The organism is Gemmatimonadota bacterium (genome assembly GCA_009838845.1).
Taxonomy (GTDB): domain Bacteria; phylum Latescibacterota; class UBA2968; order UBA2968; family UBA2968; genus VXRD01.
Map to the genome: position 1 here is coordinate 1 of VXRD01000045.1, position 13,520 is coordinate 13,520.

9 protein-coding genes are annotated in these 13,520 nt (G+C 52.7%); 5 read left to right on the top strand and 4 right to left on the bottom strand.

The window, feature by feature from the left end:
• Positions 1-2,166 (bottom strand): efflux RND transporter permease subunit (locus F4Y39_06845; protein MYC13431.1); only part of this gene is annotated, 2,166 nt, incomplete at its 3' end.
• Positions 2,167-2,379: 213 nt separating this feature from the next.
• On the opposite strand from F4Y39_06845, the gene F4Y39_06850 reads away from it, so the two are divergent.
• The 5 genes from F4Y39_06850 to F4Y39_06870 are packed head-to-tail and all read left to right on the top strand — an operon-like array spanning position 2,380 to position 8,304.
• On the top strand, positions 2,380-3,216 hold the full coding sequence (locus F4Y39_06850) for a sugar phosphate isomerase/epimerase (protein ID MYC13432.1): 837 nt from the start codon (positions 2,380-2,382) through the stop codon (positions 3,214-3,216).
• Positions 3,217-3,219: 3 nt separating this feature from the next.
• Entirely contained in the window at positions 3,220-4,641 is a 1,422-nt protein-coding gene (locus F4Y39_06855) for a sulfatase (GenBank protein ID MYC13433.1), read from the top strand.
• 11 nt (positions 4,642-4,652) lie between these two features.
• Positions 4,653-6,083 (top strand): sulfatase-like hydrolase/transferase, encoded by a 1,431-nt coding sequence (locus tag F4Y39_06860; protein MYC13434.1) that lies wholly within the window; start codon positions 4,653-4,655, stop codon positions 6,081-6,083.
• 22 nt (positions 6,084-6,105) lie between these two features.
• Complete coding sequence (locus tag F4Y39_06865; GenBank protein ID MYC13435.1) at positions 6,106-6,873, top strand: DUF1445 domain-containing protein; 768 nt, start codon at positions 6,106-6,108, stop codon at positions 6,871-6,873.
• A gap of 57 nt (positions 6,874-6,930) precedes the next feature.
• The gene (locus F4Y39_06870; GenBank protein ID MYC13436.1) at positions 6,931-8,304 is read left to right on the top strand and encodes a sulfatase-like hydrolase/transferase; all 1,374 of its coding nucleotides are present in this window, start codon (positions 6,931-6,933) and stop codon (positions 8,302-8,304) included.
• 11 nt (positions 8,305-8,315) lie between these two features.
• Here the strand turns inward: F4Y39_06870 and F4Y39_06875 are convergent, their stop codons facing one another.
• From F4Y39_06875 to F4Y39_06885, 3 genes are all read right to left on the bottom strand, one after another.
• On the bottom strand, positions 8,316-10,589 hold the full coding sequence (locus F4Y39_06875; GenBank protein ID MYC13437.1) for a penicillin acylase family protein: 2,274 nt from the start codon (positions 10,587-10,589) through the stop codon (positions 8,316-8,318).
• Positions 10,537-12,075 (bottom strand): YifB family Mg chelatase-like AAA ATPase, encoded by a 1,539-nt coding sequence (locus F4Y39_06880; protein MYC13438.1) that lies wholly within the window; start codon positions 12,073-12,075, stop codon positions 10,537-10,539. The genes F4Y39_06875 and F4Y39_06880 overlap by 53 nt, the downstream gene beginning before the upstream one ends.
• Before the next feature lie 186 nt (positions 12,076-12,261).
• Positions 12,262-13,506, bottom strand: a complete 1,245-nt coding sequence (locus F4Y39_06885) for a sulfatase-like hydrolase/transferase (GenBank protein ID MYC13439.1) — start codon at positions 13,504-13,506, stop codon at positions 12,262-12,264.
• Positions 13,507-13,520 lie beyond the last annotated feature (14 nt).

A 13,520-nucleotide genomic window follows, 5' to 3' on the forward strand; every position in this document is an offset into this window, starting at 1 on the left:
CACCCCCGCAGTCCCGCCCGACTTGCCCCCGCGAGGCCTGAAACGCACACCGGGAATATCCTTTGGAAGAAGCGCGATGATCCTGTACTGGACTTCGTCTGTCGTCAACTTGCTTTCTTCTGCAGGCGTGAGATAAATGGTCAAAAGTGCGTTTCTCTTTCCCTGGCGGTTACCCGTATTGAACTTCGTCGCAATAGCCTCTATGTCCAGTTCCTCCTTCAGTGGAATAAGGATATCTTCGGCTATTTTAAAAGTATTACTCGCCTGCGCCAAATCGTACGTACGGGGCATCTCCACTGTCAGCCTAATCGCGCGGGTGGGTTGATAGCGGAAGGGTTCTTGTTCTATTTTGCCGTAGATGTGATTGCCCAAAAAGAGAAGAACGCACGCAACGGATAGCGTTGCCCAGCGATAGTGCAAAGTATTGGCGACCACCCTCGCGTACAGTGCTCTGGCACCAATGGCGCGGTAACGAAAATACAGAAAAATCACCAGTGCAATTGCCGCGGGAAAACCAATTTTGGCAAATAAAGGCAGGGCAGCGATAGTACGCGCAAATGCGTCCCACATATCCCCGTAATCAATTTTACTGAAATCCGTATAATATATATACGCGCCCACCCCGACACTTGCCGCGAGTACAAAAATGCTTTTGAGAACGCGGTCAAAGGTCTGACCACCTTTATCAAAGGCGCGAGATGCGGCCAATGGAATCAGAGAAAGCGCGACACAAAACGATGCAATAACAGACACGACAACTGTCACAGAGAATTGCCGCATAAAGAGCGAAGTACCCGAATCAGTCACAAAAATGACCGGAACAAATACACACACAGTGGTGAGCGTAGCAGCCAGAACCGGGAGACCAATCTCCTCACTGCCCTCAAGCGCTGCCTGTGTTGCACTCTGGCCCTCATCAAAACATTTGCGAAAAATATTCTCCAGAGCCACAACAGCGGGATCCACGAGCATCCCAATAGCGACCATCAGCCCCATCATCGAAATCAAGTTCAAGGTGATATCAGCGCCCGATTGCCGCAAAAAATACATGATGAGAAACACCGTGAGCGCGCTAATTGGAATAGCGGAGCCAATGATGAGCGTACTGCGGAAGTTGCGGAGAAAAATAAAAATGGCAATAACGGCTAAAAGTCCCCCCATAATCGCCGAATGGCTGAGGCTGGTTATGCTGGCAATAACATCCGTTGACTGATCTCGCACCAGAAGCATTCGAAATTTATCTTTGCCAACCTCCTCGTTGATGCGGACGAGTTCTGCACGGGCACGCTTGCAAACATCGACCATATTTGCCGTTGACGATTTATGCACAGAAAGATAAAGAGAAGGTATGCCATCAAGACGATCAAATCGACGAGCGGGGGGATAATCGTAGGTAACCGCTGCAACGTCGGACAGCGCCAGGTTTGGACGAATGGGCAGATTGCGAATCTGGTCAACGGTCTCAAACTCGCCCACACTCCGCACAGCAAATCGCCTGTCGCCATCGGTGACATAACCCGCCGAGATATTGATATTATTTCTGCGAAGCGCGCGATTGATGGTGCGAAAATCCAATTTGTGCGCAGTCATAGCCCGCTGATCAACCTCGACGAGGAGATCCTTTTGCTGTAAACCCCTCAATTCAACACTTGCCACGCCATCGAGCCGCTGCAATCGCGGCAACAGGTGCTGGTTATAAAACGCGATGAGATCTTCGGGATCTTCACCGAGCCACGAAACAGTATATTCAAGAGCCGGAATATCTTCGGTATCAAAACTTTTAATCCCAATATAATCCACGTCTTCTGGCAAATCTGCGCGGACCTGATCAAGCCTGTCGCGCAAATGAATGCCAACGAGATCCATATCCGCATCCATTGCAAATTCCAGGCGAATGGTCGAAGAAGACGCATTGGATGTGGATCCCATATTTTCAATACCGGGCATAGTGCCCAATATCTCTTCAATCGGTCGCGTGATAAACCGTTCAATTTCCTCGGGAGACGAAGAGGGATACCGGATAGACACAAAAAGAACCGGAAACGTCACGCTGGGCAAATATTCGAGCGGCAACTTGAACAGGGAAATAAAACCCATCACCACGAGACTAAGTGCAATCATAATAGTACTGATGGGCTTAAAAATGGCAAAGCGGCTGAGTTTCATGTCCTTTTACGACCTCTGCATCGGGATGCTGAAATATGCGAAACCGTGTTTTTTGACTACCTGGTCGTCATTTTTCACAACAATTTGACGACAACATATACATTTTTCACAACATGTCAAGATTTGAGCTTCGCATCACCATTGATTTTAGGTACATAATTGCGTATCCTGAAACGCTCATAAATGCAAACGACACCAGAGAAAGGAAAGAAAATGAAGCTCACGTACATCATGTTCACAAAACACCTCGAAGGCATGGACGTTTCCGAAATCATCGAATCCCTCCAATCCGTAGGCGTACAGGGCGCGGATTTGTGTGTGCGAGAGGGATATCCTGTAAACCCAGACAATATCGATAAGGCACTGCCCGAAGCCGCCAAACAGTTTGAAGCAGCAGGGCTGTGCATTCCACTCGTAACAGCCCCCGGCGATTTTAGTCGCCCGGACATCGATTACGCCGAGCGTTATTACGGCGCTCTCGGTGAAGCTGGCGTGGCGCACGTAAAACTGGGCTACTGGCATTGGTCAGATGCGAAACACTACTGGGATCAGCTGGATGAAATCCGGGGCTGGATGGAAAGCTTTGAGAAATTGTCGGAAAAACACGGCGTAAAAACCGTAGTACACAACCATTCGGGCAAATCGATGGGACTAAACTCGTGTGCCGTCATGAACGTGGTCAAGGGATTCAACCCCGAACACATCGGCGTATTCTCCGACCCGGGACACCTGTCGATATGTGGCGAACCCATAGAAATGGCACTGGATATCGTGCGCGAATATCTCTCAGTCCTGGCATTTAAAGACCTGATTCGCCAGCGACCTCTGGGACGAACTGTACAGGGGACGCCCACGGGTGGGACAATGCGACTGGGACAGGGATTTGGCGATTGGCCCGCAGTCGTAAAAACACTGGATCGATTAAACTTTGAAGGTCCCGTGAGTTTCCACAGCGAATACAGCGGTGAACCCATAGAAACCGTAATTGACCTGGCGCGCATTGATGTGCGCTTCTTTAACGCAATGCGAGCAGAACACGAAAGCGCGTAATCTGTGCCTAACCTTCTCTACATCTTCGCCGATCAACTCCGCCCGCAATCCTGTGGCTATATGGGCGACAACCGCGCCCGCACCCCCAATATCGACCGCCTATCATCTGAAGGCATCAACTTTGTCAACGCCACCTCGGTCTATCCCGTGTGCAGCCCGCATCGCGCATCCCTCTTTACGGGCTGTTATCCCACCACCAATGGCTACGTCATGAACGAATTGAGTGCCCGCACCGATTTGCCAACGCTTGCCGGCACATTGACGCAGAACGGCGTGAATTGTGCCTACATCGGCAAATGGCACATTTACGCAACCGAAGGCAAAGTTTATAAACAGGCCGGAGATTTTCACAAGAATCCCGCCAATCAATTCGTGCCCCCAGGCCCGCACCGACTGGGATTTGACCACTATTGGGCAGCCTACAACTTCAACCACAGCTATTACAAGGGATTTTATTACGAAGACAAATTTGAACGCATCGACATCCAGGCCTATGAACCCGATGCCATGACCGACCTCGCCATCTCCTATCTCGAAAACGCGCGCGAAAATCCAGAACCCTTCGCCCTCTTCGTCTCTTATGGCACACCTCATCAGCCCTGGAACTGGGACAACGTCCCCGAAGAATGGGGTATGCACTTCAAAGACATGGCCTTTGACCTGCCGCCAAATTACCGGGATGGATCAGGAGAATACTGGCACGCGTGGTTCGACCGCGATTGGTGGATGAAATCCGTCAAACCCAACCTCGTTGAATGGCAGCGAATCTATGCCGCTATGACTGCCAACCTCGACTGGAACGTGGGCCGAATTTTAGACGCGATAGACAGATTCGACCTCGCGCACGACACCCTTGTCGTCTTCACATCAGACCACGGCGAAATGTTTGGCGCACACGGTCGCGTTCAGAAAAACATCTACTATGAAGAAGCTGCTCGCGTCCCCTTTCTCATGCGCTGGCCCAACCGCATCGCACCCAAATCCGAAAGCGATGCCTGCCTCAACACACCCGATATCATGCCCACGCTGCTCTCACTTATAGACGTCGATATCCCCGATGGTATCGATGGATTTGACCTTTCGCATTGCGCATTCGGCCAGCCTGGAGAGGAACCCGAATCCGCATTCTTACAGGGCATGGGTCCCAGTGTCGATTGGGACGATGGCTTTGAATGGCGTGCTTTGCGCGACAAACAATATACCTATGCCATTGAAAACCATCGAGAATCCCTCTACAATCACCGCGAAGACCCCCTGCAATTGCACAACCTCGCCAGCAGCCCTGACCATGCCAGAACAATCCAGCATTACCGCGACCAGATTCGGACGCGCATGGACGCACTAAACGACACCTTTGAACCCACCACCTTTTACCGCGATCACTGGATCGAAAATGGCCGCGTTATCAGAGGCGCACGCGATTGAGGAGACCACCATTGACATCAAAACGCCCCAACATCCTCTGGATCTGCACAGATCAACAACGTTACGACACCATCCACGCCCTCGGCAATGAACACATCCAGACGCCCAACCTCGACCGCCTCTGCGCCGAAGGCGTAGCATTCACACATGCCCACTGCCAGAGCGCGATATGCACGCCCAGCCGCTCCAGCTTTCTCACCGGGCTATATCCCAGCACCGTACACGGCAATCGCAATGGCAATGCCTATTTCCAGGCAAATGAACGCGTACAACTCATCACCAAACGCCTCGCAGATGCCGGATACGATTGCGGCTTATCGGGAAAACTCCACCTCGCCTCTGCATGGAACGGCGAAGAACAACGCGTTGACGATGGATATCGCAAATTCTGGTATAGCCACTCACACAGTCAAGGTATCGGAATTGGCAACCAGTACACCGACTGGCTCACCGAACAGGGCATAGACCTCGGCGATGTCTTTCAAACAAAAAAAGACGGCACGTATGGCAACTATCGTCCCGACATGAATCCCCAATACCACCAGACCACCTGGTGTGCGGACCGCGCCATTGAATTTATCGAATCCCCCCACGACGGTCCCTGGCTCATGAGCGTCAACCCCTTTGACCCGCACGGACCTTTTGACGCCCCCGACACGCACAAATACAATCCCGCCGACCTGCCACCGCCGCTATTTCGCGAAAGCGACCTGCAAACACAAACGCGGCTCAAACGCTTCTTCGCAGGGCAAGAAGGCAACCCACCTGGCGACCGCGAACAGCACAACAAAGCGTCCTACTACGGCATGATCGCCCTCATCGACGAAAACGTCGGTCGCATGCTCAACGCACTTGAGCGCACGGAACAACGCGAAAATACCGTGGTCATCTTCACGAGCGACCACGGCGAAATGCTCGGCGATCACGGCCTCACCGGCAAAGGTTGCCGCTTCTACGAAGCCCTCGTAAGGGTTCCTCTCATCATCTCATGGCCCGGCACCTTTCTCCAGGGCCAGCGCGCAGATGGCCTCACCGCGCTCTTAGACATTGCGCCCACCCTCGCCGACCTCGCCGGCATCCCTCTCGAATGGACACACGGCAAGTCCCTCATCCCCATTCTCACAGGCGAACACCCCGGTCACGCGCACCACGACTTTGTGCGCTGTGAATACTACGACGTCGTCGATAAATTCGCCCCACACGCCTCTGAAAAACACAAACCCTGTTGGGCGACCATGTTGCGCAACAACCGCTACAAACTCGTCGTCTATCACAACGAAGACTACGGCGAACTCTACGATCTTCGAGAAGATCCCGATGAATTTCACAACCTCTGGGAAGACCCATCCCACACAGATCTGAAATACCAGCTCATCAAACAAAACTTCGACCACACCGTTATATGCGCCGACCCCGGTCCCGAACGCATAGGAAGATATTAAGCGTTTCAATGGAGAGCGCAACATGAAATTCAAAACACCGTTAGACGTCAGACTCGCTTGCAGAGCCAACGAACTCGAAGGCTTCGCATCCCGAGCCCTTCCCGGTTACCTGTGCGTCAACGTCGCTTTTCTGGACATAGACTACGCCGACGATTTCGAGGCATTCTGTCGCGCCAACCCGAAACCCTGCCCGCTGATCGCTAAAATGGAACCCGGCCAAACAGACTGTCCCGAGTATGCACGCGCCCTCGACATCCGAACCGACCTGGGTTCATACGACATCGTACGCGATGGCGAAGTCACCGAACGCCGACAGGACATCGTGGACCTGTTCGACGACCGAACCGTTACCTTCCTGATCGGATCGAGCGTCTCCTTCGACGGCCTCCTGACCGAAAAAGGCTACCCCGCCGCATTCGGACCAACCATCCAACTCACGTCGCTCTCGTGCAAAACAGTCGGGATCTTCTCGGGCAACATGGCCGTCACCATCCGCTCCTTCGATCCGGCTATGATCGACGATGTATGGGAATTCACCAGCCACTTTCCCGGGTGTCACGGCGCCCCAATCGGAAGAAACAATGCGGACGAACTTGGTATTGAAGAACTGAACGTCAACATGGACGGTCACCCGTTTGAAGTACCCGAAGGAACGGACCGCTTGTATTGGGCTTGCGGCATCACACCCCGCATTGTCGCCGAACAGGCCAGGCTCCCCTTCATGATATCCTACACCCCTGGCCACGCAATGATCACCGACATCCCGACAGAGAGCCTGTACCAGGCCTGACCTGAGATACCGTTATATGCGCCGATCCCGGTCCCAAACGCATAGGAAGATATTAGCATGAACCAGCGCCCCAACATCCTACTCGTCATGAGCGACGAACACGACCCCGCAGTCACCGGCTGTTACGGTCACCCCCATATCGAAACGCCACACATGGATCGCCTCGCATCCGAAGGCACCACCTTTGACAATGCCTATACCGCCTGCCCGATATGCGTACCGGCGCGCATGTCCTTTATGACTGGACAATACGTCCACCAGATCGGCACCTATGACAACGGCTCACCCCTCGCGGGAACAATCCCCACAATGGGCAGCTACCTCGAAGCCGCGGGCTACGAAACCGCAGCCTGCGGCCGCACCCACTTCATAGGTCCCGAACGCCTGCACGGCTTTGGCGCGCGCCTCATGGACGATGCAGAAAAATGGAAACACTGGAATATGGGTGCCCCCTCCCGCACACCCGACGCCCGGCGCGGCAGCAACAGCCACGTCACCGAATGCGGCCCCGGAGAAAACTGGCAAACCGACTACGACAGCACAGCTACCGACCTCTCCGAACGCTTTCTCAAATCTCGCGCGCAATACGCCGACCGCCCCTTTTTCCTCTACACCGGCTTCATAAATCCCCACTTCCCCCTCCTGTGCCCGCAAGAATACTTCGACCGATACTATCCCGACCGCGTCATCTTGCCACACACGAGAACCGAACCCTGCGAAACCCAGCATCCTTCCATCCAGCAACTCCGCTACTGGCTGCGCAACGAAGAACCCCTGCCCGACGCCATCTCCACCACTGCAACCGCGGCTTACTACGGCCTCATCACTTTCACCGATTACCTCGTCGGTCGATTGCTCGACATAGTCGATAACTCATCCCTGCGCGACAACACCGTCGTCATCTACGTCAGCGACCACGGCGAAATGGGCGGACACCACGGTATATGGCAAAAACAATGTTTCTACGAACACTCCGTGCGCGTCCCCATGATCATTCGCCACCCAAACGCTGCAGGCAACCAGCGCATCGCCGCAGGAGCCAACCTCATCGACATCCTCCCCACCCTACTCGATCTCGCCGAACAGGACCCCGCGCCATTGCCCGGCAGCAGCCTCCTGCCCGCCATCCTCGGACATCCCTTTCCCGACCGTCCCATCTTTAGCGAATACCACGCTCTCGGCGCGCTAACTGGCGGCTTCATGATCAAAAAAGGCGATTGGAAATACATCCACTACGTAGGCCTGCCAGACCAGTTATTCAACGTCGCCAACGACCCCGACGAAACCGAAAATCGCGCCGACGACCCCACCTGTGCCGACCTCCGCGCCGACCTCCGCGCCGACCTCCACAACATCGTCATACCCGAAGAAATCGACCAGCGCGCCAAAGCAAATCAAAAAATCAAAGGCATTAACAGAGCAACCCGTTAGCTGTCAACTCTTTATGGTCCTAACACCTCGTACTCGCCTTGCGCCCATGCATCTAACCCCGACGTATAGAATTTGGAAAAACGGCGATCTGAAGCACCGCCCGCGATATTTGCGTATAGCACATCCTCCCCAAAATCGCAAATCATTCGAAAAGTGGGTGCAAGCGCGCCGCCTTTGAACACGCCAGCCTGAGAAACCGTTGACCGACTCCCAATATTCGCAAGCGAATAATCAAAACCCAAAAACCTCGGCAACTTCCCCCTGAAAAAAATATGCTCAATATAAACTTTACTCACTTTGCCGTGCGGCACGGCTTTTTTTCTTAACCCGCGTTCAATCGCCATTTGATAAAGAACCTCACGCGGCTGATCTCCAAACCAGACCGATGCCTCGCTCAAAAGAATGCGATCAAAATATCCGTGCAGAACACTGAACAGCGTCGTACCATCCAGCAAAAACGTCACCATCTCGCGCCCCAAACCATTATCCCCAAAAACGAGCAAAACCAGTTCGCGATAAACGCGCTCAAAAAGCGTCGCACCCAGAGAATCCGCATCATAACACAAATCCCACTCCTGCAATCTATTCCCGTTTTCTGATTCGGGTAATAACGGACGTATAACCGCCATAAACTCCCTGGCCTGAAGCGCGTAAAGATCGCAGTGAATCCGCTTCATATCCTCTACTGTCAAATCATCCTTCTCCCGCAACATCTCGCAAATTCGATCCACGCGATAAGACGAAATCGACAACTTCATTGGCGCGAACTGCCCCATAGAATTGAGATCCTGATTTGCCGTCGCAATAAAATCGCATTCCGGATTCATCGCACGCGGATACAATATTGGATCCACCATCCCATCCCAATTCTGTTTCTCATCCCAACCCAAATACGGAAGCAAACCCGATGAACCTTCGGGTTGTTTGGGCACCAGCCCCCCGAGTTGATATCCAATATTCCCCCCCCGATCAGCAAACACCCAATTAAACGGCGCAAACGTCAACCCCGCAAAATAATCCCGTGCCTCTTCAACGCCTTTTGACTTTGTAATCCGCAAAACACAATCCAGCGAATCCGCACCCGTCCCCTTTTGCTGCTTACCCGTCCACGCATAACACAGGTAAAACCCATCCTCATTGACCTCACCCTCCAACAAACCGCGTTCCGTCTCGCAAACGCGCAACCCTATCGGATCCCGCTTCCTGGGCCGAATAACCTCTTCTCGCACGCGCAAAGGCACCCATTTATCCCCACATCTATACTTCCCATCCTTCACCTCCTCCAAAAAATAATCACACACATCGGCGGTACCATAGGTCGCTGCCCACGACAGATGGGGTGACCGTCCCATAGCCACAACCGGCAACCCCGGCAGCGTCGCACCCATCAAATAATCATCGCCCCCAGACAGCACCGCCAGATACCACACCGAAGGCAATTGCAATTGCAGATGCGGATCTCCGCACATCATCGCCCATCCAGATGCCGTCTTTGACGGACGCACAGCCCAATTATTGCTCGCGGAAAAATCGGGCAACAAATCGCGCCACACCACAGATGATGGAATCATCGGACGCACCAGACGCACTCTCTTTATCAGATCGATGTACTCTTCTGATACATCATCCCGAATCGCTGGAAAAAGTTCCTTCAATCGCTCTGTATCCACGCCCTTCTGAATCAACTGAACAATCAACTTCTCCATATCGCCCTGCATTTGCGAAAGCCCAACAAAACCGATCAGCTTAACCATCAGCAGTGCATCTGCCGGCGTCCAGTCATCTGGTCGATACCCCATCAGCTTAAATTCAAAAGGCGTTCCCGTTGCGCGCACCGCCTGATTCACCCCCTTGCAATACGCATCCAGAACCGCTTGCACATCAGGTGACAAACGTCGCGCTTCCCGATCCGCATCACCCGCTATATCGAGCCAGCGCATAAACCGATCTACCTCAATCAACTCGTCATCCGCTTTCAGATATGCAGACGCATTCCCGCGCCCAATGAGCTTGAGCAACCACATATGCATCTGCCTATCCCGGCCATGTGCATACCCCAGACCGTAATACCGATCCTCTTCATCCCCCGCCGAGATATGCGGAAAGCCATGCGCCATCCGCTGAATGCACACCTCGCCTTTAATACCTGGTATCACAACTTTTTTTGTATCGCGTTTCATATTGTAACCCAAAAAAAGCGAAGCACTTGTCAATGCTTCGCTTTTTTTATTTTCACTCCCACAACCTTCTATCCAGACTACGGTATTGAATCGCCTCGGCAACATGGCGCGATTGGATATCCTCTTCGCCTTCCAGATCTGCTATTGTGCGGCTCGCCTTCAGGATGCGATCATAGGCCCGCGCCGAAAGCCCCAATCGCGTAATCGCCATCCGCAACAACTCCTCGCTCCTATCATCAATTTTACAAAACATCCGAATCTCTCGCGACCCCATGTGCGCGTTGCTAAACAAATCTCTATAATCTGCAAACCGTTCCAATTGTATTTGCCGCGCGCCTTGCACGCGCTTGCGAACCTCTGCAGAAGACTCGCCAGCGGGTTCATTGGCCAGTTCTTCATACTGCACAGCCGGGGCTTCTACGTGAATATCAATGCGATCCATCAGCGGTCCCGAGATTCGATTGACATAGCGCTGCACCACAGGTGGCGAGCAAATACACTCGTGGTGTGGATCGCCCAAATACCCGCACGGACACGGATTCATGGCGCAAACGAGCATAAACTGCGCGGGATACGAAAGCGACATCGCCGCGCGTGCAATCGTCACAAAACTGTCCTCAATAGGTTGGCGAAGAGACTCCAAAACCTGTTTCTTAAACTCGGGAAGCTCATCCAAAAACAGCACCCCGTGATGTGCCAGCGACACCTCTCCCGGCCGGGGATAGGGACCGCCACCGATCAATCCCGCATCTGAAATCGTGTGATGTGGCGAACGAAACGGCCTTACTGCCACCAGTGCCGTATCAGGCGGCAGCAACCCCGCCACCGAGTGAATTTTTGTCGTCTGCAGAGCCTCATCCAGGGTCAGATTGGGTAAAATGGTCGGCAATCTCCTGGCGAGCATCGTCTTACCAGATCCGGGTGGTCCCATGAGAATCGCGTTATGCGCGCCTGCCGCCGCCACCTCCAGCGCGCGCTTGGCATGCTCTTGCCCGCGCACATCCCTAAAATCCACCCGATGCATCCGCGCCTGCCGAAAAATCGCCTGGCTATTGATTTCAAAGGGCATGATATCGCAGTACCCCTCAAAAAAATCCAGTGCCTCACTCAAATCGCGCACCGGCAAAACATCTAACCCTCCAGTAATCGCCGCCTCTTGCGCATTCTCCACAGGGACGAGCAACCCTTTTAAACCCGCCTTTTTGGCTTCCACAGCCATTGACAGTGCCCCGCGCACGGGCCGCACCGTACCATCTAAAGCCAACTCACCCAAAATGAGATATTGCGACAGCTTCTCGGGTGAAATTGAATCGCCCATCGCGGCGATAATACCTATCGCAATCGGCAAATCAAATGCCGAGCCTTCCTTTCGAATATCTGCCGGTGCCAAATTCACCGTAATCCGATTAGTTGGAAATGTTCGCCCGGCATTTTTAATCGCAGCCATCACCCGATCCCGGCTCTCCTTCACCGTACTATCGGGCAAACCCACCACTGAAAATGAGGGAAGCCGACGCGAAATATCCGCCTCAATATGCACGATATACGCATCAATACCCAGCGTAGCACAACTCAACACACGCGAAGTCATCAAAACCTCCTTGCCTGAAAGAAACCAACCGAAAGAAGCACTAGAATCAGGCAAGGAGTGTGCCAGAACCACTTGAAACAATAACTTGTTGTTATAAAAAAATTTACATCATATCAAAGCAGACCTGTATTGAACAATCTTTTCACAAAAACCATCTTCCGCAGAACAAAATGTGCAACACGCCTGCTACTTCATCCGATCCAGCACGGGCTGCAATTTTTGTCGCGCTACCTCGGCTTCTGCGCCCCCATCGACGACCGGGTGTTCTTCCAACTCATCTGCTACCACATCGTACAAATCGCCCGTATCGTAGAGCTTCCAGCGTTTATCCTGTGCCCACCGCTTTAAGTAATACCCCACCTTACCCCATCCGGGAAGGGGATCGTGATGGGCAAAAATCCACTCGCGCGGCGTTCCCGCCTCGCCCTTTAACTGCGGCAAAAATGACACCCCATCAAACACATCGTCCTCGGGCAAAGAAATGCCAGCCATATCCATCATAGTGGGCACAAAATCACTACAATCGATCAAATCATCACACACAGACCCCGGGGGAATTGTCCCCGGCCAACTCGCGACAAATGGCACCCGCGTACCCGCATCGGTCGAAAGGCCCTTCCCCCCCTGGAACTCGCGACCATTAATCATAGAAGTCACCTGACGGGGCGAACCATTATCGCCAATAAACAAAAGCAAAGTATTCTCTCTCAGACCGAGTTCATCCAATTTATCTACAATCCGTCCAATCACCACATCCATATACTCAACCATATCTTTAAAATACTTCACACCGCTATCGTGTCGGTTTTCAGACCATATTTCACTATGGGGCGTGGGTTCAAACGGACCGTGTGTCAGCGCCATGGGATAATAAACAAAAAATGGCTCATCCTTGTGCCGCTCGATATAATCGCAAATATAAGCCGTATAAATATCCGGACCGTACTTGCCCTCTGTATCCTCCAAATACGCTCCATTTTGCTGAATCACCGGATCGGCATACCGCGACCCCTTATCCTCGGTGTGTTCCGTATGCCATAAGCAATACTCGTCAAAACCCGAATCTTCCGCCAATTGCCCCTTACCGCGCCACTCGGGCTCAAAATCCGGCGGATTATAGCTATACATTTGCCATTTACCCGAAATACACGTTTTGTACCCAGCCGCTTGCATCAGATGTCCAAAGGTGCGCTCCTGAGGGTCCATCACGCCAAAAGCTCTCCAATTTCGAAAATTGTATTTACCCGTCATCAACTGTAACCGAGTCGGCGTACACAGCGGCAGGACATACGCATGGTCAAAACGCATCCCCTCCTTGCTCAAACCATCCAGCACGGGAGTTCGATACGATTCACCCCCATAACACCCCAGGCATTCATATCCCAAATCATCGGACAGAATCAGAATAATATTTGGTTTATCAGAAGCCATAAAATCTCCTTTCA